Annotated in this window: 22 protein-coding genes; 12 read left to right on the forward strand and 10 right to left on the reverse strand. The window is 74.2% G+C overall.

Annotated elements, in window-relative coordinates:
- The first annotated feature begins 195 nt into the window (after positions 1 to 195).
- Positions 196 to 1,200 (forward strand): O-antigen ligase family protein, encoded by a 1,005-nt coding sequence (locus DDJ31_RS03315; RefSeq protein ID WP_127181797.1) that lies wholly within the window; start codon positions 196 to 198, stop codon positions 1,198 to 1,200.
- A gap of 10 nt (positions 1,201 to 1,210) precedes the next feature.
- Here the strand turns inward: DDJ31_RS03315 and DDJ31_RS03320 are convergent, their stop codons facing one another.
- Both DDJ31_RS03320 and DDJ31_RS03325 read right to left on the reverse strand, forming a co-directional pair.
- Complete coding sequence (locus DDJ31_RS03320) at positions 1,211 to 1,756, reverse strand: hypothetical protein (RefSeq protein WP_127181796.1); 546 nt, start codon at positions 1,754 to 1,756, stop codon at positions 1,211 to 1,213.
- 105 nt (positions 1,757 to 1,861) lie between these two features.
- The gene (locus tag DDJ31_RS03325) at positions 1,862 to 2,647 is read right to left on the reverse strand and encodes a glutamate racemase (RefSeq protein ID WP_164785053.1); all 786 of its coding nucleotides are present in this window, start codon (positions 2,645 to 2,647) and stop codon (positions 1,862 to 1,864) included.
- Between the two features lie 70 nt (positions 2,648 to 2,717).
- Here DDJ31_RS03325 and DDJ31_RS03330 point away from each other — a divergent pair, with 70 nt between their 5' ends.
- Complete coding sequence (locus DDJ31_RS03330) at positions 2,718 to 3,896, forward strand: glycosyltransferase (RefSeq protein ID WP_127182976.1); 1,179 nt, start codon at positions 2,718 to 2,720, stop codon at positions 3,894 to 3,896.
- A 13-nt stretch (positions 3,897 to 3,909) separates the two neighbouring features.
- Here DDJ31_RS03330 and DDJ31_RS03335 read toward each other — a convergent pair whose 3' ends face one another.
- Positions 3,910 to 5,208, reverse strand: coding sequence for a TerD family protein (locus tag DDJ31_RS03335; protein WP_127181794.1), 1,299 nt, complete (start codon positions 5,206 to 5,208; stop codon positions 3,910 to 3,912).
- Positions 5,209 to 5,506: 298 nt separating this feature from the next.
- Between DDJ31_RS03335 and DDJ31_RS03340 the strand changes: the two genes are divergently transcribed.
- The 4 genes from DDJ31_RS03340 to DDJ31_RS03355 all read left to right on the forward strand — a co-directional run bounded on the left by DDJ31_RS03340 (position 5,507) and on the right by DDJ31_RS03355 (position 10,167).
- Positions 5,507 to 5,935 (forward strand): DUF6643 family protein, encoded by a 429-nt coding sequence (locus DDJ31_RS03340; RefSeq protein WP_127181793.1) that lies wholly within the window; start codon positions 5,507 to 5,509, stop codon positions 5,933 to 5,935.
- 44 nt (positions 5,936 to 5,979) lie between these two features.
- Positions 5,980 to 6,894: an MOSC domain-containing protein gene (locus DDJ31_RS03345; protein WP_127181792.1), complete on the forward strand. Its 915-nt coding sequence runs from the start codon at positions 5,980 to 5,982 to the stop codon at positions 6,892 to 6,894.
- Positions 6,895 to 7,017: 123 nt separating this feature from the next.
- A complete protein-coding gene (locus DDJ31_RS03350) occupies positions 7,018 to 7,623 on the forward strand; it encodes an Rv1733c family protein (protein WP_127181791.1) in 606 nt (201 codons plus the stop codon).
- Between the two features lie 108 nt (positions 7,624 to 7,731).
- The gene (locus tag DDJ31_RS03355; protein WP_164785052.1) at positions 7,732 to 10,167 is read left to right on the forward strand and encodes a right-handed parallel beta-helix repeat-containing protein; all 2,436 of its coding nucleotides are present in this window, start codon (positions 7,732 to 7,734) and stop codon (positions 10,165 to 10,167) included.
- Here DDJ31_RS03355 and DDJ31_RS03360 read toward each other — a convergent pair.
- A complete protein-coding gene (locus DDJ31_RS03360) occupies positions 10,137 to 12,191 on the reverse strand; it encodes a hypothetical protein (protein ID WP_431029284.1) in 2,055 nt (684 codons plus the stop codon). The genes DDJ31_RS03355 and DDJ31_RS03360 overlap by 31 nt on opposite strands.
- 905 nt (positions 12,192 to 13,096) lie before the next feature.
- Here DDJ31_RS03360 and DDJ31_RS03365 point away from each other — a divergent pair.
- Together DDJ31_RS03365 and DDJ31_RS03370 are read left to right on the forward strand one after the other, a co-directional pair.
- Positions 13,097 to 13,912 (forward strand): DeoR/GlpR family DNA-binding transcription regulator, encoded by an 816-nt coding sequence (locus DDJ31_RS03365; protein ID WP_127181789.1) that lies wholly within the window; start codon positions 13,097 to 13,099, stop codon positions 13,910 to 13,912.
- 213 nt (positions 13,913 to 14,125) lie between these two features.
- Positions 14,126 to 14,596, forward strand: a complete 471-nt coding sequence (locus tag DDJ31_RS03370; protein ID WP_127181788.1) for an SRPBCC family protein — start codon at positions 14,126 to 14,128, stop codon at positions 14,594 to 14,596.
- A gap of 272 nt (positions 14,597 to 14,868) precedes the next feature.
- On the opposite strand, the gene DDJ31_RS03375 is transcribed toward DDJ31_RS03370, so the two are convergent.
- Entirely contained in the window at positions 14,869 to 15,993 is a 1,125-nt protein-coding gene (locus tag DDJ31_RS03375) for a PLP-dependent cysteine synthase family protein (protein ID WP_127181787.1), read from the reverse strand.
- A gap of 333 nt (positions 15,994 to 16,326) precedes the next feature.
- Here DDJ31_RS03375 and DDJ31_RS03380 point away from each other — a divergent pair, with 333 nt between their 5' ends.
- Both DDJ31_RS03380 and DDJ31_RS03385 read left to right on the forward strand, forming a co-directional pair.
- Positions 16,327 to 16,653 (forward strand): hypothetical protein, encoded by a 327-nt coding sequence (locus tag DDJ31_RS03380; protein WP_127181786.1) that lies wholly within the window; start codon positions 16,327 to 16,329, stop codon positions 16,651 to 16,653.
- 260 nt (positions 16,654 to 16,913) lie between these two features.
- Complete coding sequence (locus DDJ31_RS03385; RefSeq protein ID WP_127181785.1) at positions 16,914 to 17,408, forward strand: ATP-binding protein; 495 nt, start codon at positions 16,914 to 16,916, stop codon at positions 17,406 to 17,408.
- Between the two features lie 62 nt (positions 17,409 to 17,470).
- Here the strand turns inward: DDJ31_RS03385 and DDJ31_RS03390 are convergent, their stop codons facing one another.
- Genes DDJ31_RS03390 through DDJ31_RS03400 form a run of 3 tightly spaced genes read right to left on the reverse strand, consistent with a single transcriptional unit; the run spans position 17,471 to position 19,883 of the window.
- A complete protein-coding gene (locus DDJ31_RS03390; RefSeq protein ID WP_127181784.1) occupies positions 17,471 to 17,926 on the reverse strand; it encodes an RpiB/LacA/LacB family sugar-phosphate isomerase in 456 nt (151 codons plus the stop codon).
- Between the two features lie 20 nt (positions 17,927 to 17,946).
- Positions 17,947 to 19,185, reverse strand: a complete 1,239-nt coding sequence (locus DDJ31_RS03395; RefSeq protein WP_127181783.1) for an ROK family protein — start codon at positions 19,183 to 19,185, stop codon at positions 17,947 to 17,949.
- A complete protein-coding gene (locus DDJ31_RS03400; RefSeq protein WP_127181782.1) occupies positions 19,182 to 19,883 on the reverse strand; it encodes an alpha-ketoglutarate-dependent dioxygenase AlkB family protein in 702 nt (233 codons plus the stop codon). Before DDJ31_RS03400 ends, DDJ31_RS03395 begins: the two co-directional genes overlap by 4 nt.
- 67 nt (positions 19,884 to 19,950) lie before the next feature.
- On the opposite strand from DDJ31_RS03400, the gene DDJ31_RS03405 reads away from it, so the two are divergent.
- A complete protein-coding gene (locus DDJ31_RS03405; protein WP_127181781.1) occupies positions 19,951 to 21,087 on the forward strand; it encodes a methyltransferase in 1,137 nt (378 codons plus the stop codon).
- 18 nt (positions 21,088 to 21,105) lie between these two features.
- Here the strand turns inward: DDJ31_RS03405 and DDJ31_RS03410 are convergent, their stop codons facing one another.
- On the reverse strand, positions 21,106 to 21,963 hold the full coding sequence (locus DDJ31_RS03410; protein WP_127181780.1) for a class II fructose-bisphosphate aldolase: 858 nt from the start codon (positions 21,961 to 21,963) through the stop codon (positions 21,106 to 21,108).
- A gap of 27 nt (positions 21,964 to 21,990) precedes the next feature.
- A complete protein-coding gene (locus DDJ31_RS03415) occupies positions 21,991 to 22,872 on the reverse strand; it encodes an SIS domain-containing protein (RefSeq protein WP_127181779.1) in 882 nt (293 codons plus the stop codon).
- A gap of 125 nt (positions 22,873 to 22,997) precedes the next feature.
- On the opposite strand from DDJ31_RS03415, the gene DDJ31_RS03420 reads away from it, so the two are divergent.
- On the forward strand, positions 22,998 to 23,777 hold the full coding sequence (locus DDJ31_RS03420; protein ID WP_127182975.1) for a DeoR/GlpR family DNA-binding transcription regulator: 780 nt from the start codon (positions 22,998 to 23,000) through the stop codon (positions 23,775 to 23,777).
- The last annotated feature ends 83 nt before the right edge of the window (positions 23,778 to 23,860 follow it).

The following is a 23,860-nucleotide window of genomic DNA, read 5'->3' on the forward strand; positions in this document are numbered from 1 at the left end:
GGGTGGCTCTGCCCAACTCATCCCCAAAACGCCCCTCAGCCGTTACGGTGGCCGAAACCCCCGTCGTCCGGTCGCCGCGCGCCCGGCCGGCGGGGCCGTACTGGGTCGGGGGGCGGGGTGGCTGTCACCGGGTTGACGTCCGACGGTGGTCCTGGGGAGGACCCCGAGAGACGAAACGTTTCTGATGCGGCGGGCGTGGTGGTCCTCGGGGCCTGTGCCGCGTGGTCGCTGATCTCCGCGGGCGCCCACGACGGGCGTCCCGAGGGTGTGCTGCTCGCGATCCTCGCGGTGGCCGCCGGGTACGCGGCGGGCCGGATCGGCGGGGTGCTGCTGCCGGTCGGCACGCCCTGCGCGGCGGCGCTCGCCGGGCTGGTGCTGACGGTCGCCGTACCGCACCTGGCCCCCGGTCCGCGGTTCGCCGCGCCGCTCGGCCAGGCGGGCGCCACCGCCGGCCTGCTGGCCCTCAGCACGGGGGCCGCGTGCTGCGCCGCGTGGAGCGCCGGCAACCGGGCCGCGCGGCCGGCCCTCGGCGCGCTGGCCGTGGCGATCACGGTGACCGCGGCCGTCGTCGGTTCGATGGCCGGATTCGTCGCCTGCGCCGCCGTCCTGCTGTGCTCGGTGGCCGCCGGACGGCTGCGCGGGCGCGGCCCCTGGCTCGCCGGTGCGGCCGTGACGGTCGCCGCGGCGACCGGACTGACCTGGGCACTCGCCGGGGACTCGGTACCCGAGGGGCCGTCCGACGCGCTGGCGGGGCAGCTGACGGGACACCGGATCGAGCTGTGGCGTGACGCACTGCGCCTGGCGCGCGACCACCCGGCCCTCGGGGTGGGCCCCGGCCGTTTCGGCGAGCTGAGCACGGCGGCGACCGGCATCGCGGCCCCTGACGGCCGCCCGCACTCGGCGCCGCTGCAACTCGCCGCCGAGCAGGGAGTCGTCGGTGTGGTGCTGCTCGCGGCGGGGTTCTGCTGGGTGCTGTACGCCCTGTGGCGTTCGCCGCGCCCCACCCCGGTGGTGCTCACGGCGGCCGCCGCGCTGACCGTCCTCGCGGTGGTCGCCACTGTCGGCAACGCGCTCAGCTTCTCCGCCGTGGCGGTCGGCGCGGGTCTCCTAGCGGGTCTCGCGACGGCGCGGCCGCCGGCCGAGGAGCCGACGTGCGAGAGGCAGGACGTACCGGTGTGGGACGACCGGCTGACGCCGTGAGCGGGTGGGCTCAGCGCACCGTGCCGGGGGTGGCCGGCCGCAGCCGGTCCCTGATCACCAGGACGGCGGCCTCGGCGTCGTCCACGGTGATGGTGAAGCTGTGGCCGTCCCACAGCCGCAGCACCACGCCCTCGCCGCGCCGCACCACGACGGCGGTGCCCTTCTCGGGCCGCCAGCGGTAGCCCCAGCCGCCCCACTGGCGCGGGGTGACGTACGGGGCGAAGTCGGCGCCGGCCACCTGGGTGAGCGGAATGCGGCGGCGCGGCAGCCCGATGTGGCCGCAGCGCACCTCCACGGAGTCCTGGTCGAGCCGCAGGTCGACGTGGACGAAGGCGAGGGTGCCGAAGAGGATCAGCAGCCCGGCGGCGATGCAGCCGACGACGGCCATGGCGAGCGGGGCGACCCCCGAGGTCCACGCGGAGTCGACGGCCAGCTCGATGCCGAGCGCGAGGAAGGCCGCGCCGCCGACCGCGAGCAGCCACTGGACGCGGTTGGTCGCGCGTCCCGTCCAGACGTCGGGATGCGGGGTGATGTCGCCGTCGAGGTGGTCCCTCATGGCTACGAGATTACCCACGTTTCGGCGCGCGGGTCCCGGGTCGGGGAGAGTGGTTCCGCCGACCGGGGGTGCCCGGAGCCACTCGCTCCGCTTCCGTCCCCGTGGTCAGCGCGCGGGCGTGACCGCCTGGAGGAACCGGCCTTCGGCGTACGCGAGGGCGGGATCGGGGAGGCTGCCCTCATGGCCGCTGAGCAGCACCGTCAGGGTGCCGCTCGTCTGCACGCCGGTGACCGGCTGCGCGCCGAGCCTGCGCAGCGCCTGGGCGGCGACGGCGCCCGCGGAGCCGTGCAGCACGAGCGGCGGGCGGCCGGGGCGCTGGACGGCGTTGCGGATGCGTTCGGCGACGAGTTCGTAGTGGGTGCAGCCGAGGACGACGGTCGTCACGTCGTCCGGGGTGAGCGCCGCGGCGGCGGTGACCGCGGCGTCGACGGCGGCGGCGTCCGCGTGCTCCACGGCCTCGGCGAGACCGTGGCAGGGCACCTCGGTGACCCGGACCCCGCCGGCGAAGTCGGCGATCAGGTCGCGCTGGTAGGGGCTGCCGGTGGTGGCCGGGGTCGCCCAGATCGCGAGCGGCCCGCCGCCCGCCGCGGCCGGCTTGATCGCCGGGACCGTGCCGATGACCGGCAGGGCGGGTTCGAGGCGGGCCCGCAGGGTGGGCAGCGCGTGGACGGTGGCGGTGTTGCAGCCGACGATCAGGGCGTCGGGCCGGTGCGCGGCGGCGGCCTGCGCGACGGCGAGGGCCCGCCGGGTGAGGTCCTGCGGTGTCCGCGGGCCCCAGGGCATGCCCTCCGGATCGAGGGAGAGCACGAGATCTGCGTCGGGCCGCAGACGCCGTACCGCGGCGGTGGCCGCCAGTAGACCGATTCCGGAGTCCATGAGCGCGATCTTCACCCGGCCACGATAGACGATGAGCCGGTGACGGCCCGTCCGATGGGGCAGACTTCGCGAGGTGAGCGCCATCGTGTGGATCGCCGCCGTGTCCCTCGTCGCCTGGCTGTGGCTGCTGCTGTGCCAGGGCTTCTTCTGGCGCACGGACGTCAGGCTGCCGCCCCGCGAGGATCCGGGGCGGTGGCCGTCGGTGTGCGTGGTGGTGCCCGCGCGCGACGAGGCGGCCGTGCTGCCCGCGAGCCTGCCGTCGCTGCTCGCGCAGGACTATCCGGGCCCGGCCGAGGTCTTCCTCGTCGACGACGGCAGCACCGACGGCACCGGGGAAGTGGCCCGCGCGCTGGCCGCGGAGCACGGCGGGCTGCCCCTGACAATCACCTCCCCCGGCGAACCGCCCGCGGGCTGGACGGGGAAGCTGTGGGCGGTGCGGCACGGCATCGCGCTCACCCGCGCGCGTGAGCCGGAGTTCCTGCTGCTGACGGACGCGGACATCGCGCACGCCCCCGACAGCCTGCGGACGCTGGTCGCGGCGGCCGGCTCGGACGGCTCAGGCCGGTTCGACCTGGTCTCGCAGATGGCGCGGCTGCGGGTGGAGAGCGGCTGGGAGCGGCTGGTGGTGCCGGCCTTCGTCTACTTCTTCGCCCAGCTCTATCCGTTCCGCCGGATCGGCCGGGCGGGGTCACGGACGGCAGCGGCGGCGGGCGGCTGTGTGCTGCTGCGCGCGGACGTCGCCGAGCGGGCGCGGATCCCGGACGCGATCCGGCACGCCGTCATCGACGACGTGGCGCTCGCGCGGGCGGTCAAGGGCGCCGGCGGTCGTGTCTGGCTGGGGCTGGCCGAGCGGGTGGACAGCGTGCGGCCCTATCCCCGGCTGGACGACCTGTGGCGGATGGTGTCGCGCAGCGCCTACGCCCAACTGCGGCACTCCCCCGCGCTGTTGGCCGGGACGGTGGCCGGTCTCGCGCTGGTCTACCTGGTGCCGCCGGTGGCGCTCGCGGTGGGCCTGGCGGCCGGGAACGCGGCCGTGGCGGTGCCCGGCGGGCTCGCCTGGCTGGTGATGACGGGCACCTATCTGCCGATGCTGCGGTACTACGGACTGCCGTCCCGGCTCGCCCCGCTGCTGCCGTTCACCGCGTTCCTCTACCTGCTGATGACGGTGGACTCGGCGGTGCGGCACTACCGGGGGCGCGGCGCGGCCTGGAAGGGCCGCACCTACGCGCGCCCCGCGCCGGTCACGGACGAGCCGTCGCCCTGACCGGCGCGGGAGGTCACTTGCGGCCGGGTGTCCAGTTCATGCCCCAGCCGTAGACGTGGTCTATGGTCCGCTGCGGGCTGACCCCGCGTTCGGGCACCAGGTAGCGGGCCTCGCGCTGGACCATCAGGTCGTCGCCCGTGTTGGTGAGCAGGGCGAGGGCGCAGACGGTGGACGGGACGGTGCACTCGTCGAGCGAGAAGTCGATCGGCGCCCCGAACTGCGGTTGCAGGGTGACCGTGGCGTGCAGGTCGGCGAAGGAGCGCGCGCCCTCGTAGATGGTGACGAAGACGAGGATGCGCCGGAAGTCGCGGGTGTGGTCGAGGTTGACGGTGAGGTTCTCGCCGCTCTCGACGGCGCCCGTGCGGTCGTCGCCGTCGAGGTGGATGTACGGCGGGCGGTGCAGGGCGCCGAAGGAGTTGCCGAGGGCCTGCACCACGCCCTTCCTGCCGTCGGTGAGTTCGTAGAGGGCGCACAGGTCGAGGTCGAGGTCCGCGTGCCGGGCGACGGCCCGGCCGCGCTTGCTGCCCCACCCCGAGAACTGTTTGCGCGACTGCCAGTTGAGGTTCACGCGCAGCGCGCCCGAGGTGCCGCCCTGCTTGGCGAGCGAGACCGCGGGGGCCGCCTTGGTGAGCGTGACCTTGGTCAGCCGGACCGGCGCGGCGGGCGCGACCGGCGGCGGGGTGACCGGCGGGGGCGGGGCGACGGGCGGAGCGGCCGGGGGTGGCGGGGCAACCGGGTTGTGGGGTGCGGGAGTTGCGGAGGGTGGCGGCGGTGCGGCGGCGGGCGCGCGCTGCGGCTCGTCGACCGTGATGCCGAAGTCGGTGGCGAGGCCCTCGAGTCCCGTGCTGTAGCCCTGGCCGACGGCGCGGAATTTCCAGGCGCCCTGGCGGCGGTAGAACTCACCGAGCAGGAAAGCGGTTTCGACGCTCGCGCCCGCACTGTCGAAACGAGCGATCACACCGCCCTGGGCCGCGTCGGTGACCTCGATGTAGAGGCCGGGGACGCTCCCGAACGTCCCGCCGTCGGCGGAGGCCACGAGGACGATCTTCTCGACGGCGGGCTCCACGCGCGCGAGGTCGACGAGCAGGGTGTCGGTGACGCTGCCGCCGCCGTCCCGCTTGCCCTCGTGGCGGACCGCTCCCGAGGTGTGGGCGGGCTGGTTGTAGAAGACGAAGTCGCCGTCGGAGCGCACCTTTCCGCCAACCAGCAGCAGGGCCGAGGCGTCCGCGTCGGGCACTTCGGGCCCCGACCGCCAGCCCAGCTCGACGCGGAGCGCCGTCGTCGGCACCGGCGTGTTCTGCCCCTTCGCCATGGTCATCTCTTCGCCCCCATCACGTGTCACCGCACCGGGCCGTGTCCCGGCTGCCGTTCGGGTACTTCCACGCACAACCTATTCTCCAGGGCCGCGAAGTCCCACGAGGGGCACGGGAAGACGCCCGTCAACCTCCGGTAACCCGTGCGGAACTTGGGCTTTACACGATCCGAACGCGGGTACCCGCCCCTTTTTGGCAAGTTCGCTCGCATTGGGGATACGCGACTACCCCCGACACGGAAAACAACCCTCTTATCGGTCTCCCCAACCAGCACATCGTGGGCTTAACTTATGTGCCATGACCTCCCCCCGCTCCACTTATGGCGGCGGCTTCTACTCCGCCTCCTTCCCGGACACTCCGATCTACGACCGGCTCGTGGCCGAGCGGGGCACCCCGCAGATCGCGCCGATCCGGGTCCCCGCGGCCTACGACATCCCGAGCAGCCACCTGCCCGCGCTGCCGTCGGCCCTGCCCGCCCTCCCGGCGGGACCGTCCCAGCCCGTCTACGGCTACCCCCAGACGGCCCAGCCCGCCCCGCTCCAGCAGGCCCCGGCGGCCTACATCCCGCCGCAGGCCGTGCCGCGCGGATACCCCGGCCAGCAGCAGCCGCAGCCCCAGCGCCCGATGCCCTCCGGTTACGAGGCGATGCGCCCCGCGGCTCCCCGGCCCGCCCCGGCCCAGTACCAGGACCCGTACAGCAACCAGCAGCAGTACCGCGGTTACTGAGTCGCCGCGCGCCGACTGTCAGTGCGGCCTGGCACGATGAGGTCATGGGGAACGCACGGCTGAGGTCGATCCATGTCCATCCGGTCAAGTCGCTCCGGGGCATCGCGCCCCGGCAGGCCGAGGTGGAGCCCTGGGGGCTGGCCGGAGACCGCCGCTGGGTGCTGATCGACGACAGGGGAAGGGTCGTCACACAGCGTCAGTGCCCGCGCCTGGCACAAGCCGCCGCCGAGCCACTGCCCGGCGGCGGCGTCCGGCTGTCCGCGCCCGGCCTGCCGGTTCTCGACGTCGCGCCGCCCCGCTGGGCGCGGACGGTACGGGTGGAGATCTTCCGTGACGAGGTCGCGGGCGTCCCGGCCGAGGACCCCGCCGCGCACGCCTGGGTCAGCCGCTGCCTCGGCGCACAGACCCGCCTGGTGCACATGGACGACCCCGCCGTCCGCAGACCCGTGGACCCCGCCTACGCGAGGCCCGGCGAGACCGTCTCCTTCGCCGACGGCTATCCCCTGCTGCTCACCACCACGGCCTCCCTCGACGCCCTCAACTCCCTGATCTCACAAGGCGATCACCCGGACGAGGGCCCCCTGCCGATGAACCGCTTCCGGCCCAACGTGGTGGTCGAGGGCACCACCCCCTGGGCCGAGGACGGCTGGACGCGGCTGGCGATCGGCGAGGTCGTCCTGCGGGTCGCGAAGAGCTGCGGGCGGTGCGTGGTGACCACCACCGACCAGACGACCGGCGCGCGGGGCAAGGAGCCGCTGCGCACGCTCAGCGGACACCGCCGGTTCGGCACCAGGCTGGTCTTCGGGCAGAACCTGGTGCCGCTGAACCGCGGCACGATCCAGGTCGGTGACCAGGTCACCGTCCTCGAAGAGGGCCCTCCGCCCGCCGTGCCCGGTGATCGGGACAGGACGGCCGAGCCGGGAACCGGCGCCGGGGTACGGCGCGTTGGGATGAGGTGAAGGGGGCACCGCGGCGGGTGGGCGAGGGCCGGGGAAGGTGATTTCGCTCTCTCTTTCGGCGGTCGGCACCGGTCGGGGCGGTGCGAGGGGTTATCACGGAGAGCGAGAAGGGGGTGTTCGACGGTGCGAGCGATGGGCGGACTCTGGCGGTGGCGGCACAACCCGCTGCGCCGTGCGACCGACCTGGTCGAAGCGTGGCTCGCGCTGACGTCCCTGCTGCTGATCCTCCTGGTCGCACCGGTGATCGGCACGCTCGTCGGCGGCCTCGCCCAGGACACCCTGCAGCGCTCCGTCCGGGACCAGATCAGAACCCGGCACCTGGTGACGGCGACCGTCGTCCGCAAGCTGTCCCGCTCCCCGCTGGACACCGACCCCGAGACGTCGTCGGCGCACGACCTGCGCAACCGGGTGATCGCCGACTGGACCGCTCCGGACGGCTCGTTCCACCACGGGCCCACCCTCGTGGAGGGCAAGTCAGCCGACCCGGGCGACCGGTTCGCGATGTGGACGGACGCGCACGGCGCCGTCGTCGCCCGCCCGCTCGACCCGGCGACCGCCACCACCCACGCCGTCCTCGCCGGCATCGGCGCGGCGCTGCTCACCGCGGGCGCGGTCGAGGCCGCCAGGCGACTGCTGGTGTGGCGCATGGTCCGTCGCAGATACGCCCGTTGGGACCAGGAGTGGGAGCGGGCGGGTCCCGACTGGGGCAGGACCGGCGCCGGCAGCTGACCGCACACGGCTCTGGTCAACCCACCGCCCGCGCGCACGCTACGGTGGACCGGCCGACACGCTTTCGGCATCGACCCGCGTACGACGAGGTGGGGGCAGAGCAACGCCATGGCACAGGGCACGGTCCAGGTGACGCACACCGGTACATCGCGGTGGCGGCGCCGCACGGGTGAGTACGCGTCGCTCGCCGCCGCCCTGGAGGCCGCGGCCGAGGGAGACGTGCTCACCGTCGCTCCCGGCACCTATCGGGAGAATCTCGTCATCGAGCGGGCGGTGACGCTGCGCGGCCCCGAGGGCGCTCCAGGCTCCGTCCGGATCGCCCCGCTGGACGGAGTGCCCCTGACGGTGCGCGCCTCCGCGGTCGTCCAGGACCTGCATGTGGAGGGCCAGGACTCGGCCGCCCCCGCGCTGCTCGTCGAAGAGGGCGCCCCGGAGCTGACGGACGTGCGGATCGTCACCCGCTCCGCCGCAGGCATCGAGGTGCGCGGCGGCGCCCGGCCGACCGTGCGGCGCTGCACCGTCGACAACCCGGCCGGGGTCGGCATCGCCGTCCTCGACGGCGGCGGTGGCGTCTTCGAGGAGTGCGAGGTCGTCGCGGCGGGGCAGTCGGGGGTCGCGGTGCGCGGCGGCGGACACCCGCGCCTCGACCGCTGCCGCATCCACCACACCTCCGGCGCGGGCCTGACGGCGACCGGCGAGAACTCCGCCCTGGAGGCGGTGGGGTGCGAGATCTACGAGGTGCGGGGCAGTGGCGTGCAGATCACCGCCCGCGCCACCGCGCACCTCACCGACTGCGCGGTGCACCGCACCACGGCCGACGGCATCACCCTGGACACCGACGCGGTGCTGACGCTCGCCGACTGCCGCATCCATGACATCCCGGAGAACGCGGTGGACCTGCGTTCCCGCTCGGTCCTCACCCTGACCCGCACCACGGTCAGGCAGTTCGGGCGCAACGGCCTGTCGGTGTGGGACCCGGGCACCCGGGTCGACGCCAACCAGTGCGAGATCTTCGACAGCACGGGCGACTACCCGGCCGTCTGGGTCAGTGACGGCGCGACCGCCGTCCTCGACTCCTGCCGGGTGCACGACGTGCCCGACGCCCTGTTCGTGCTCGACCGCGGCTCCCGCGCCGACGTCGTCGACAGCGACCTCTCGCAGGTGCGCAACACGGCGGTGTCGGTGAGCGACGGCGCCACCGCGCAGCTCGACGACTGCCGGATCAGGGACGCGGCGACGGGCGCCTGGTTCCGTGACCACGGCAGCGGCGGCACCCTCAACAACTGCACGCTGGACGGCACCCAGACCGGGGTGATCGTCACCAAGGGCGCCGACCCGACCATCGAGCGGTGCACGGTCGACTCCCCCGCCGAGGCCGGCTTCTACGTGTCGGCGGGCGGGCGCGGGACGTTCCTGCACTGCAAGGTGACGGGCAGCGGCGGCTACGGCTTCCACGTGATAGACGGCTGCCGGACGACGCTCCGCAGATGCCGTACCGAGCGGTGCTCGCGCGGCGGCTACGAGTTCGCGGACATCGGCCCGGACGCGGCGCCCGGCACGGGACCCGACGTCGAGGACTGCACGAGCGACGAGAGCGGCGGGGTGCGGCCGCCCGCGGCGGAGCCCGTGGTGCAGACGGCCGCGCAGTCCTCCGGGCTGCTCGGCGCGATCCCCGGGCAGCGCACCGCGGAACCGTCCGTCCCCGCCGTCCCCGAGGAACCGGCGCAGCCGGCCCGCACCTCCACGGCCGTCCTCGGTGAACTGGACGCGCTGGTCGGCCTGGACAGCGTCAAGCGCGAGGTGCGGGCCCTGACCGACATGATCGAGGTGGGCAGGCGCCGCCAGCAGGCCGGCCTCAAGGCGGCGTCGGTCAAACGCCATCTGGTCTTCACCGGCTCCCCCGGCACCGGCAAGACGACGGTCGCCCGGCTGTACGGCGAGATCCTGCGCTCCCTCGGCGTCCTGGAGAAGGGCCATCTCGTCGAGGTGTCCCGGGTCGACCTGGTCGGCGAGCACATCGGCTCGACGGCGATCCGCACCCAGGAGGCGTTCGACCGGGCGCGCGGCGGGGTCCTGTTCATCGACGAGGCGTACGCGCTGTCGCCCGAGGACTCCGGGCGGGACTTCGGCAAGGAGGCCATCGACACGCTGGTGAAGCTGATGGAGGACCACCGGGACGCGGTCGTGGTGATCGTCGCGGGCTACACGGCGGAGATGGAGCGGTTCCTGTCGGTCAACCCCGGTGTGGCGTCCCGTTTCTCACGGACCATCACCTTCAGCGACTACGGTCCCGAGGAGCTGCTCAGGATCGTGGAGCAGCAGGCCGAGGAGCACGAGTACAGCCTCGCGGAGGGTGCCTCGGACGCGCTCCTGGCGTACTTCGCGCAGTTGCCGAAGGGCCCGGCGTTCGGCAACGGCCGTACCGCGCGGCAGACGTTCGAGGCGATGGTGGAGCGGCACGCGAGCCGGGTCGCCCAGCTGCCGGAGCCGAGCACCGACGATCTGACGCTCCTCTACGGCGAGGATCTGCCCGAGTCGGCCTGAGCGGGCGCGGGCTCCTCGGGGCGCGGGCCCGGCAGGGCGGGGGCGAGCCGGGCGAGGAGCCGGGCGCGTTCCTCGGCGAAGGCGGGGTCGGCCTGGTAGTCGGAGTGGCCGAGGATCGGCGCGGGCAGCGGGTGCGTGGCGGTACGGCCGTAGGAGAGCGGGTCCTTCAGGGGCGGCCGGTCGACCTCGGGGCCGCAGCCGCCGGGCAGCCTGACCGGGCCGCCGATGGGGTCGGTGAGCCGGTACAGGTTGCGCCAGCAGTCGACGTCGCGGTGGAGGGCGCCGAGCGCGTCGGGGCCGAAGTGGGCGGGGAACCAGCGGCCGTAGAGGCGTTCCAGCGGGCAGCCGTAGGTGAGCAGCGCGATCCGGGCGCGGACCGGCGCGGGCAGTTGCCAGGCCGCCGCGGCGGCGAGGACGCTGCCCTGCGAGTGGCCCGAGAGGACGAGCCGGCCCCCGGTGGCGCGGGTCCAGGTGGCGATCCGCCAGGTCAGGTCGGGGACAGCGCGTTCCGCGTAGCAGGGTGGGGCGAAGGGGTGGGCGGCGCGCGGCCAGAAGGTGCCGACGTCCCAGAGGATGCCGATGGTGCGGCGCGCGGCGGGGTCCTTGTAGGCCCGCCTGCCCCAGGTGACGAACAGTATGAAGCCGAAGCCGATGAGCCAGGACCCGAGGGCCTGGGACGCCTGGGCCGCGCCGTGCACGAGGGCGAAGGCGGGGCGCGCGGCGTCGTCGGGCGGCAGGTCGGTGGTGAACGCGCCGACCAGGGCGCCGGCGCCGAGCAGCAGGGTGGTGGCGGAGGTGGCGCCGACGAGGAGCGGGGCGCGGTCGGTGAGGGTGGCCATCGCGCGGGTGGTGGCGATGCGGTGGGTGCGGGCCGGGTCCTCGGGCTCGCCCGGATGGTCGAGGGACACGACGGCCAGTTCGGCGCGGCGCAGCCGCCAGGCCCGGCGGGCGAGGTGGCCGCAGAGCACGAGCAGGACGACGAGCAGGCTGGGGATGACGGAGGCCTGCCAGGTCAGCAGAACAGGCGGTCCAGGCAGGGCGGAGCCGGTGCCGTCGAGCCAGTCGGAGACGCGCTGCGAGACGCCGCCCGACATCACCCCGCCGAGCGCGCAGGAGAGCATCGCGACGGCGGGTCCGCCGAGGCCCCGCAGGGCGGAGCGGCGGTCGGGGCGGGTGGCGTGCAGCAGGCGGGCGGCCACGGCGAGGGCCACGACCAGCGCGCCCTGGCCGAGGGCGAGGGCGCCGAAGGCGGTGCCGCCCGGCAGCCTGCCGCTCGACTCCCATCCTGGGCGGGCCCAGCAGGCGTGCGCGGCGGTGAGCATCAGCAGGGCGAGCGCGGCCAGCGGCAGCCGGCGCACCAGATGGGCGTCGAGGTGCCGGTCGAGGCGGTTCTCGCTGCGGCCCCTGCGGCACACCACCCACACCACCATGACGGCCCCGGCCAGGTGCGCCGCGATCAGCAGCAGCCCCAGGGCGCCGAGTGCCGTCGGGCCGCCCGCGCGGTCGAAGCGGGCGGCGGCCGCGGCGAGCGCGGCGGAGACGGTGAGCAGCCCCGCCGCGGTGTGCGCGGCGCGCAGCCGGGCGACCAGGCGGCGGCCGTACCAGAAGCCGGGTCGGTCGAGGGCGGTGTGGTCGGTGTCCTCGTCGGCCGCAGTCTCCGGCACGCGGTCGAGGGGCTGCTGGGACTCGTAGGCGTTCCAGGTGCGGCGGGAGAGGTACCAGAGCAGCCAGGTGAGCGCGGCGGGGATCACGGCGGCGACGGCGAGGCGCCGTCCCGGCGGGCTCCACCAGCCGTGGTGCGAGGCGTCGGGTGACAGGAAACCGAGCCAGGTGTGGCGCTCGGCGCAGACGCGGGCGCCCGCGCACTGCCAGGCGGTGAGGTCGAGGGCGACCTCGCAGACGGCGGCGACCAGCAGCACGGTCAGGGTCAGGCCGGTGAGGCGGACGAGGAGTCCGTAGCAGCGCACGGTGCGGCGGCGGCCCCGGGAGGCGGGGCGCATCCAGTGGGCGAGGTTGACGACCATGAACGGCAGCAGGAACAGCCACAGGGCGCGGGCGCCGTTGCCCGAGGTGAGGTTGCACCAGACGTACGCCTCGGGGACCGGGCGGGTCGACCGGTCCGCGGAAGGAGCGCCGGGAACACCGGAAGTGTCGGAAGCACCGGGAGAACCAGGAGTGTCGGTGTGACGATCGCGACCGGCGGGGCCGTCCGCGGTGTCCCCCGGGGCGTGCTTCGAGGACCACCCGGCTTCCCCGGCCCGGTCGGGACGGTCCGCTCGGGCGGAACGGTTCGCTCGGCCTGGTCTGCCTGCCCGGTCTGTCGGGGCCGCTGGGCTTGGTGGGACTTGTGGGGCTCCTGGAACCGCTGTGACCCCTGTGACCCCTGTGACCGCTGTGGCCCCTGTGACCGCTGGGTCCATCGAGTCCCCCGGGTCGGGACGCTGCGTCCGCCCGGTCTGCTCCGCCCGCTCGATCCGCTCGGCGTCGACGTCCGCCGCGCGCCGGAAGACGGCCGCCGTGTCGTCGCCGGTGATCCGTACCGTGCGGGGGTCGTCGAGCATCTTCTCGGGTGTGGTGCCGCCCACTCCATGGACCAGGAGTTCCAGGGCGGTGCCGGTGTGTTCGTTGGCCCGTTCCACTGTCCGCGCTTCCCTCGTGGCCTGCCGTCCGGTCGGTGCCGTGCGGGCCCAGGATCGCTCCTGGGGCGCGTGCGCACACCGCTCGTCACGGAATCTCCCCGATCCGGGTGACACCTGTGGCGCGGAGGGGACGGGAGTGACGCGAGCGCACTCGGGTGGTGGGGGGCGCCGGGTCGGGCGGCCCGTGCGAGGATGGGGCGTCCGCGCACAGGGGGCGGCGAGAACGCCCTTGTCGGAGTGGGTGGGCCGGGCGTGTCGGACGGCTTGAGGCGAAAGGAACCGGAGCGTACGTGAGTGAGAATCAGAACCTCCTCGCGGAGCAGCGACGAGCCCTGATCCTGGATGAGGTCCGGCGCCGGGGCGGGGTCCGGGTCAACGAGCTGACCCGGAAGCTCGGTGTGTCGGACATGACCGTCAGGCGCGATCTGGACGCGCTGGCCCGTCAGGGCGTGCTGGAGAAGGTGCACGGCGGCGCGGTCCCGGTGGTGGAGGCGAGCACCCACGAGCCCGGTTTCGAGGCGAAGTCGGGTCTCGAACTGACGGCCAAGGAGGACATCGCGCGCGCCGCGGCCCAGTTGGTCGCGCCGGGGAGCGCGATCGCGCTGTCGGGCGGGACGACGACGTTCGCGCTGGCGCACCAGCTGCTCGACGTCGCGGATCTCACCGTCGTCACGAACTCGGTGCGGGTGGCGGACGTGTTCCACGCGGCGCAGCGGGTCGCGGGCCCCCGGCCGGGCGCGGCCACGGTGGTGCTGACCGGCGGGGTGCGGACCCCGTCGGACTCGCTGGTGGGTCCGGTGGCCGACCAGGCGATCGGGACGCTCCACTTCGACGTGCTGTTTCTCGGGGTGCACGGCATATCGGTGGAGGCCGGTCTGTCGACGCCGAACCTCGCGGAGGCCGAGACGAACCGACGGCTCGTGCAGTCCGCGCGCCGGGTCGTGGTGGTCGCGGATCACACCAAGTGGGGTGTGGTGGGCCTGAGTTCGTTCGCGGCGCTGGAGCAGGTCGACACCCTGGTGACGGACTCCGGGCTGCCGGGCGGGGCGCGTTCGGAGATCGCGGAGCATCTGCGGCTGGTCGTGGCGGGCGAGCGGGAGGACTGACGCCCGGGGGGGCAGGCATACGGGCCCGGCGGTGTGCTGCGGCCCACGGCCTTACCGCCGCGCGGACTTCGGGGTCGTGGAGCGGGCCTTCGGCGCTCCCCCTTCGGTGACCGGTGCGTGGGAGCCGGTCCGCGTGGGCAGACACCTGATGGCACGTCAGCTAGGGTGACCTCGCTCGCCCAACTTGCCTTCTCCGCCCAGGGGGTTCGGCCCATGGTCCACCGACTGCGCCCGGTCGGACTCGACTTCGTCGAGACCGCGCCCGTCCGCCTGGTGTTCGCCCGGGAGATCTCCGCCGCGCCCGACGCCGTCTTCCACGCGCTCGCCGAGGACATCCCCGGCTGGCCGTCGTGGTTCTCGGCGGTGACGCTTGCTCGGCCGCTCGACGACGGTGCCCGCCGCGAGGTCCGGCTGCGCGGCGGCGGCCGCTTCGAGGAGACGGTACTGACCGCGAAGGCGGCGGAGCTGTACGCCTACCGGGTCGACGCGACCAACGCGGCGGGCGCACGGGCCCTCGTCGAGGAGTGGCGGCTGACCCCGGCGGGCCGGGGCACCCGCGTGCAGTGGACGTTCGCGGCGGACGGGACCGCGCCGTTCCGGCTGGCCGTACGGTCGGCGCGGGCGGGACTCGGCCGCGCCTTCCGGCAGGCGGTCGCGGCGCTGGACGAACGGCTGACCGCGTAGCCGGACAGCCGCTACGGGGGTACGGCAGGCACGGCGGGTATGGCGAGTACGGCAGGCACGGCGGGTACGGCAGGCCAACGAAGACGGCGGGCCAACGGAGACGTTGGGCGGTGGAGACGTTGGGCCATGGAGACGTTGCGCCGACGGACGCAGCGGCCCAACGGGTGCGGCTGCCAAGGGTGGTGAGCCGGTGCGGCCGGGTGACGGCCCGGTTGTCCGCCGGTCACCGCCGGCGCTCGCGCCGGGTTGGCCGGGGTCCGCCGGGGAGCCGGTCAGTCGGGCCAGACGCCCGTCTTCAACAACGACTCGATCGCCGCCGCGTACGGCGCGATGTCCAGTCCCTGGCCGGCCAGCCACTCGTCCGAGTAGTACTTGTCCAGGTAGCGGTCGCCCGGGTCGCAGAGCAGGGTGACGACGCTCCCCTGCCGGCCCTCGGCCACCATCTCCGCGACGATCTTCAGGGCGCTCCACAGGCCGGTCCCGGTGGAGCCGCCCGCCTTGCGGCCGATGGCCCGCTCCAGGGCGCGGACGGCGGCGACGCTCGCCGCGTCGGGGACCTTCATCATCCGGTCGATCGCGCCGGGCACGAAGCTCGGCTCCATCCGGGGGCGGCCGATGCCCTCGATGCGGGAGCCGCGCTCGCAGGTGACGTCCGGGTCGCCGCTGGTCCAGCCCTCGTAGAAGCAGGAGTTCTCGGGGTCGGCGACGCAGATGCGGGTGTCGCGCAGCGTGTAGTGGACGTACCGGGCGAGGGTCGCGGAGGTGCCGCCGGTGCCGGCCGTGGCGACGATCCAGGTCGGCTCCGGGTACCGCTCCAACTCCAGCTGGCGGAAGATGGATTCGGCGATGTTGTTGTTGCCGCGCCAGTCGGTGGCCCGTTCCGCGTAGGTGAACTGGTCCATGTAGTGGCCGCCGGTCTCCACCGCGAGGCGGGCCGACTCCTCGTACATGCGTCGTGAGTCGTCCACGAAATGGCACCGGCCGCCGTGGAACTCGATCAGCCGGCACTTCTCGGGGCTCGTGGTGCGGGGCATGACGGCGATGAAGGGGACGCCGACGAGTTTGGCGAAGTACGCCTCGGAGACGGCCGTCGAGCCGCTGGACGCCTCGATGACCGGGCGGTCGGGTCGGATCCAGCCGTTGCAGAGGCCGTAGAGGAACAGGGAGCGGGCCAGCCGGTGCTTGAGACTGCCGGTGGGGTGGGTCGACTCGTCCTTGAGGTACAGGTCGATGCCCCAGCGCTCGGGCAGCGGGAACCACAGCAGATGGGTGTCGGCGGAGCGGTTGGCGTCGGCCTGGACCTTGCGGACGGCTTCTTTCAGCCAGTTCCGGTAGCCGTCGTCACTGCGGTCGACGTCGAGGGTCGCGCCGGTACGGGCCTGCTGGGTGGTGCTCACGACGGTGCTCCTTACGGTGGCTGCCGACGACGTCCCACGCGGCCGACACCTCGATCATAGGCACCTTCTTCACGCTTCTCACCTGCATAAACACACCTTTGGGGGCTCAAAGGGGCGCCTGGGCGCAGGGTCGCGCCGGGTCCGGCGGGCGTCGTCGCGCGTGCGCTCCCGGGCGACCGGTGTGCGCGTGCGGTGCCCACTGGTGCCGACGGGCGGTCAGGGGGCAGACTGCACATCGGACGTTGACGCACACTGGACCATGTAGGGAGCCGGACCAGGGCCCGCAGGGATCGGGCCCGAGGCGGCGGCGAGGCGCGCGAGGGGGCGGACAGAATGGCGGAGCCTGAGTTCACGGCGAACGGGGTGCGCATAGAGCAGCGGCTGCGGTCGCTGACCCGGGCGGGACAGGTCCGGATCAACGACGGCAGGCTGGAGCTGCTCACCAGCTACGGCAGCGAGATCGACAGCGCGCCGGTGCAGGCGGTGCGGGCGTCCAAGCCCTGGTTCGCGCCCGACGGCCGGGCCCTGGCCGACCTCAACGGCAAGCGGTACCTACTGACCCTGGGCGACCACGATCCGGCGCCCGGCCAGCCGGGTCCGCCCGCCGCCGGGCGGTTCATCGAGGCCGTGCGCAGGGCGGCGGGGCGCAGGCGGGGCTGACCGGCGTCCACCGCACCGACGGAGTGACCACGGGGGCGCGAGTTGCGGAAGCTCGCGCCCTGCGTCACGCTGGTCTCACGTAACTCTGGGTTTACCGGCGATCACGCTGCGAACCAGCCCGCCGGACATGACAAGCGGGCGGCCATGGCCTGAGCCTCCCCGCATCCGTACTCCGTGTACCTCCGGATCTCTGAGGTCGTTCTCCCACCGCATCAAGTCGGGGAGTCGCAGCCGTGAGTCACTCAAGCAGACACTGCGCGGTGCAGCTTCAAGCACTGCCGCCGCGGATCGGCCAGGTCCGCAGAATCGTATCGGCGCAGTTGCGCTACTGGCATCTGGATCCGCTCATCGACCGCGCCGCGCTCGGCGTCACCGAGCTGCTGACCAACGTCCACCGGCACGCGGCGCCCGACAAGACCTGCACCGTGGAGATCGAGCTGGTGCTGAACCGGCTCACCGTCTCCGTGCGCGACCACGATCCCCGGCTCCCCGAGATGCGGGACGTCGACGCGTCGTCCACCAGCGGGCGCGGGCTCGCCATGGTGGCGGCCGTCAGCGAGAGCTGGGGGGTGCGCCCGGACGGCGTGTCGGGCAAGGTCGTCTGGTTCACGCTGCCGACCGCGCCCCTGACGGCTCCGCCCGCCCGCGCGCTGCGGCTCGCCGAGACACCGGCGCACCGGTTCACGGACCTCGACCACGCGCTCGACGGCCCCAGGTCGGGACACGCCCCCGCCCGGTCGGCCGTTGCCGGCTGACCGGGCGGTGACGTCCGCGTCCTCGACGCGGGCCTCGCCGGGCGGCGCAGAGGTCTTCGGGGTCAGCCCGTGGCGCGTGCCGCATCCGCGCGGCGCACCCGTGCCACGTTCGCCACGGTGGACTCCTTCTGGCTGGGCTCGCCCTCGAACCAGGCGTCGAGGATCTCCTTCAGCAGCGGCTCGGACGTCAGCCGCAGGCTGAGCGCCAGCACGTTCGCGTCGTTCCAGCGGCGCGCGCCGCCCGCCGTGTACGCGTCAGCGCACAGGGCCGCCCGGACGCCGGGCACCTTGTTGGCGGCGATGGAGGCGCCGGTGCCGGTCCAGCAGCACACCACCGCCTGGTCGGCGCGGCCTTCGGCGACGTCACGGGCGGCCGTCTCCGAGCAGACGGCCCACGCCGGGTCGTCGCCGGGCAGCAGCGCGCCGTGCGTGGTCACCTCGTGGCCCCGCTCGCGCAGTTCGTCGACGAGCGCGCGGGCCACGGTTTTGTCCATGTCGGAAGAGACGGAGATCCGCATGGCGGTGAGCCTACCCGGGCTCAGGCCAACGCCTCCAGCGGGTCGTCGAGCACCGGCTGCCAGGCCAACTCGGCAGCGCCGACAAGGCTGTTGTGGTCGAGGGAGCAGGCGAGGATGGGCACGCCGCCGCTCTGGCCCCACAGGCTGCGCTCCGCGACGACGGCGCGCAGCCGCTCGGGGTCGGCCTCCAGCAGGGTGCGGTGCAGGCCGCCGAGGATGATGCGGTCGGGGTTGAGGATGTTGACGAGTCCGGCGAGGCCGAGGCCGAGGCGGTCGATGAGGGTCTCGGCGGCGGTGCGGACGCCGAGGTCGTCGTAGCTGTCGCGGATCAGCTCGGCCGCGTGCCGGAGCAGGGAGATCTCGGGTCCCGGTGCCCGGCCCGCCGCGGTGAGCAGGGCCAGCGGGTCCGTCTCGACGTCGAGGCAGCCGCGGCCGCCGCAGTGGCAGGGGCGGCCCTCGGGGTTGACGGCGAGGTGCCCGACCTCCAGGGCGAGTCCCGAACTGCCGGTGTGCAGACGGCCGTCGAGGACCAGGGCGCCGCCCACGCCGCGGTGTCCCGTGGCCACGCAGAGCAGGTCGCGGGCGCCCCGTCCGGCGCCGTGCCGGTGTTCGGCGAGCGCCATCAGGTTGATGTCGTTGGCGGCGAAGGCGGGTCCGGTGATCCCGGCCGCGCGGACGCACTCGGCGAAGATCCGCCGCACCGGCACGCCCGGCTCCCAGGCGAGGTGGAGCGGGTTGAGGGCGAGCCCGTCGGGTTCGGCGACCGCGGACGGCACGGCGAGTCCGGCGCCGACGCAGCGCAGGCCGGTGGAGCGCAGCAGTTCGGCGCCCGCCTCCACGACCGAGCCGAGGACCTTCGCCGGGTCGGCGTCGCCGGTCTCGCAGCCGGGGGCGGTGGCGACGATCCGGCCGCCGAGGCCGACCAGCGCGGCCCGGAAGCCGTCGGCGTGCACCTGCGCGGCGAGGGCGACGGGGCCGTCGTCGGCGACCGAGAGCCGGTGCGAGGGCCGGCCCTGGGAGCCGGCCGGGGCGCCGGGGCGGGCGTCGACCCTGATCAGGCCGAGCGCCTCCAGTTCGGCGGCGACCGCGCCCGCCGTCGCCCGGGTCACCCCCAGTTCGGCGGTGAGCACGGCCCGGGTGGGCGCGCGGCCGGTGTGCACGAGCTCCAGCGCGGGCCCGAGCGCGCCGCGCCCCCGGTCCAACCGCGTTCTGGAAGTGGTCCCGTCCCCCGCCGTCCGGGGATGCGCGTTGCCGGTCATGAGGGCGAGTCTCCCATGATCCGTGCGGCGGGCGGCCCCTGCTCGGGCCCGAGGCCGCTGACCCGCAGGGTGACGTTGAGGCGTCCGGTCAGGCCGAGTTGCGGGGGCGCGGTGCCCTGGTGCACCCGGGGCACGCCGTGGAAGGCGAGGCGGGCGGGGCCGCCGAAGACGAACAGGTCGCCGCTGCGGAGTTCGACGTCGGTGTACGGCTTGCCGCGGCTCTCGGTGTTGCCGAAGCGGAAGACGCAGGTGTCGCCGAGGCTCAGGGAGACCACCGGCGCGAGCGAGCGTTCGTCGGCGTCGCGGTGCATGCCCATCCGGGCGTCGCCGTCGTAGAAGTTGATCAGCGCGATGTCGTAGCCGGGGTGCGCGGCGGCGGGCGGGCCGAGGGCGTCGGCCGCGGCCCGCCGGGCGAGCGTGTCGAGCCACGGCGGGAACGGTTTGACGGGGCCGCGGTCGCCGTCGGTGACGGTGCGGGCGTAGCCGTAGGGGTACCAGTGCCAGCCGAGGCAGACCTGGCGTGCGGTCATCGTGCCGCCGCCCGGGGTGCGCACGGTGCGCAGTCCCGCCGGTGGGCGTGCCCACTCCCGGCAGGCCGCGAGCAGCTCCCGCTGCTGCCCGGGGTCCAGCCAGTCCGGCACATGGACCGCGCCCGGCGTGACCTGGGCTCGGTCGCGTGGAAACAGCTCGGCGTCCATCACTCCATCCTGCCCGACCGGGCCTGAGCTGCGGCTCCGCTAGCCTTGACGCACGATGAACGACCGTATGACGACGCCATGGGGTGAGGAGCCGGGTCTGACCCGCTTCCCCGAGGACCCGCGTGACCAGTTGCGCGCCTGGGACGCCTCCGACGAGTACCTGCTCGGGCACCTCGCGGACGACAAGGTCCCGCTGACCGGGACGGTCGTGGTGGTCGGGGACCGCTGGGGCGCCCTGGTCACCGCGCTGGCCGCGCACGAGCCGGTGCAGATCACCGACTCCTATCTCACACAGGAGGCGACCCGGGCGAACCTGGCGCGGGCCGGGGTCCCGACCGGCACGGTCCGGCTGCTGACCACGCAGGACGAGCCGCCGGGCCGGGTGGACGTGCTGCTGGTGCGGGTGCCCAAGAGCCTGGCGCTCCTGGAGGACCAGTTGCGGCGGCTGGCGCCCGCGGTGCACGCGGACACGGTGGTCGTGGGCGCCGGCATGGTGAAGGAGATCCACACCTCGACGCTGCGGCTGTTCGAGCGGATCATCGGGCCGACCCGCACCTCGCTCGCGGTGAAGAAGGCCCGGCTGATCTTCAGCACGCCTGATCCGGCGCTGAAGCGGGCGGCGAATCCGTGGCCGTACCGCTACGCGCTGCCCGACGGGGTCGGGCCGGTCTCCGGGCACACGGTCGTCAACCACGCGGGGGTGTTCTGCGCGGACCGTCTCGACGTCGGCACCCGCTTCTTCCTCCAGCATCTGCCGACCGGGCCGGCGGGCCGCCGGGTCGTGGACCTGGGCTGCGGCAACGGCGTGGTGGGTACGGCGGTGGCGCTGGCCGATCCGACGGCCGAGGTGCTGTTCGTCGACGAGTCGTTCCAGGCGGTGGCGTCGGCGGAGGCCACGTACAAGGCGAACGGGGTGCCCGGCCACGCGGAGTTCCGGGTCGGCGACGGGCTGACCGGGGTGGCTGACGGCAGTGCCGACGTGGTGCTGAACAACCCGCCGTTCCACTCCCACCAGACCACCACCGACGCGACGGCGTGGCGGATGTTCACCGGGGCGCGGCGGGTGCTGCGGCCCGGCGGTGAGCTGTGGGTGGTCGGCAACCGGCACCTGGGCTACCACCTGAAGCTGCGCAAACTGTTCGGCCGGTGCGAACTCGTCGCCGGGGACCGGAAGTTCGTGGTGCTGAAGGCTGTCAGGCGGTAGCCGCTCGCCGCGGGCGGGTCAGGCGCGGGCGCGGAGCAGGGCGGTGATCCGCTCCGCCGTCCGCGCCATCGCCTCCCTGCCGACGCCGAGGTAGGCACGGGGGTCGACGGCGTCCGGCCGGTCGGCGAGCAGGTCGCGGACGGCGCCGGTCATCGCGACGTTGAGGGCGGTGCCGACGTTGACCTTGGTGATGCCGCCGGTGACGGCCGCGGTGAGTTCGTCGTCGGGCACGCCCGAGGAGCCGTGCAGGACGAGCGGTACGTCCAGAGCGGCGGCGAGGCGCTCGATCAGGCCGTGGTCGAGGACGGCGGTGCGGGTGATCATGGCGTGGCTGCTGCCGACGGCGACGGCGAGGGCGTCCACCCCGGAGTCCGCGACGAAGGCGCGTGCCTCGGCGGGGTCGGTGCGGGCGCCGGGGGCGTGGGCGTCCAGGGCGGGCTGTCCGGGCTTGCCGCCCACCTGGCCCAACTCGGCCTCGATCCACAGCCCTTCGGCGTGCGCCCAGTCGGCGGCGGCGCGGGTCGCGGCGAGGTTGTCGGCGTAGGGCAGATGGGCCGCGTCGTACATGACGGAGCTGAATCCGGCGTCCGGTGCCTGGCGCAGCAGGTCGTCGCTCTGGACGTGGTCCAGGTGCAACGCGACCGGTACGGCGGCCTGTTCGGCGACGGCGGCGGCAGCCCGGGCGAGCGGCAGCAGCCGTCCGTGGTGGAACTTGACCGCGTTCTCGCTGACTTGCAGGACGACGGGGGCTCCGGCGGCCTCGGCGCCCGCGACGACGGCCTCGGCGTGTTCCAGGGTGATGATGTTGAACGCGGGAACCGCGGCGCGGTCGGTGGCGGCGCGGGCGACCAGCTCGCCGGTGGTGACGAGGGGCACGGCTGTCTCCTTTTCGGGAAGGGCCGGTCAGGGGGCGAGGATCACCGAGCGGGTGAGGTGGCGGGGGCGGTCGGGGTCGAGTCCCTTGGCGGCGGCGACGGCGACCGCGAGGCGCTGGGCGCGGACGAGTTCGGCGAGCGGGTCGAGCCCTGAGGGCACCCAGAGGGCGCCGGTGGCGCGGACCTGTTCGGCGAGTCCCTCGGGGGCGTCGCCGAACATCCAGGTCGCGGTGCCGGTGGTGGAGATGCTGATCGGGCCGTGCCGGTACTCCATCGCCGGGTAGGTCTCGGTCCAGGCGAGCGCCGCCTCGCGCATCTTGAGGCCGGCCTCGTTGGCGAGGCCCACGGTCCAGCCGGCGCCGAGGAAGGAGAACTGGGCGCACTCGACGAGGCCGTCGGGCAGCGGGGTGGCCAGGGCGGTGCGGGCGTCGGCGACGACGGCGTCCGTGTGCAGCCCGAGGTGGGCGCGGAGCAGGGTCAGCGCGGTGGTCGCGAACCGGGTCTGGACGACGGAGCGTTCGTCGGCGAACTCCATGACGACGAGGTCGTCGGCGGCGGTCATGACGGGCGTGTGCGGGTCGGCGGTGATCGCGGTGGTGCGGGTGCGGCCCTTCAACTCGGCCAGCAGGTCGAGGACTTCGGTGGTGGTGCCGGAGCGGGTGAGGGCCACCACGCGGTCGTAGGCGCGGCCGCGCGGGAACTCCGAGGCGGCGAAGGCGTCGGTCTCGCCCTGGCCCGCGCCCTCGCGCAGGGCGGCGGCCGACTGCGCCATGAAGTACGAGGTGCCGCAGCCGACGATCGCCACCCGCTCCCCCGGCGCCGGGAGCGCCGCGGTGTGGGCCGCGGCCAGCTCCGCGGCGCGGGTCCAGCACTCGGGCTGGCTGATGAGTTCGTCCTCGACATGGGTCATGGCGTGTCCCTCCCAGATGGATGCTTGTTCTTGCAAGATATAGCTTTCTTTCGAACAGAATCAAGCATTCGATGGCGGGGCGGGTGCGCTAGGGTCGCCGGGAGAGCGAGGATCGGAGGGTGCGGATGTCGCGTGACGCCCGCTGGAACACGCTGCTGGAGCTGCTCGTCGAGCGCGGCCGGCTCGACGTCGAGGACGCCGCCGCCGAGCTGGGGGTCTCCGCCGCGACGATCCGCCGCGACCTCGACCAGCTCGCCGAGCAGCAGATGCTGGTGCGCACCCGGGGCGGCGCGGTGGTGCACGGGGTGTCGTACGAGCTGCCGCTGCGCTACAAGACCGCCCGGCACGCCTCCGAGAAGCAGCGCATCGCCAAGGCCGTCGCGGATCTCGTGACGCCCGGTGAGACGGTCGGGCTGACCGGCGGCACGACCACCACGGAGGTGGCGCGGGCGCTGGCCACCCGCGGCGACCTCGGCTCGGGCACCCCGGCGCTCACCGTCGTGACGAACGCGCTCAACATCGCCAACGAGCTGGCCGTGCGCCCCCAGTTCAAGATCGTGGTGACCGGCGGGGTGGCCCGCGCGCAGTCCTACGAGCTGATCGGGCCGCTCGCCGACGGGGTGCTCGGACAGATCACCCTCGATGTCGCCGTGCTCGGCGTGGTCGCCTTCGACCTGCTGGACGGGGCGACCGCGCACGACGAGACGGAGGCCGCCATCAACCGGCTGCTGTGCGAGCGGGCCGAGCGCGTGATCGTCGCGGCGGACTCCAGCAAGCTGGGGCAGCGGGCGTTCGCCCGGATCTGCCCGGCCGAGACCGTCGGCACCCTCGTCACGGACACGGCGGCGCCGCCGGAGACGGTACGGCGCTTCGAGGAGGCGGGGATCACGGTCGTGGTGGTCTGACCCCGGCCGCGGGGCGGTCGCCGTCCGCCGCGGCCCGGTCCGGACGGGCCGTGGGCGATCCGCGCGCCGCGCGTCCCGTTTCG

Origin of the sequence: Streptomyces griseoviridis (assembly GCF_005222485.1) — a bacterium.
Lineage (GTDB): Bacteria > Actinomycetota > Actinomycetes > Streptomycetales > Streptomycetaceae > Streptomyces > Streptomyces hintoniae.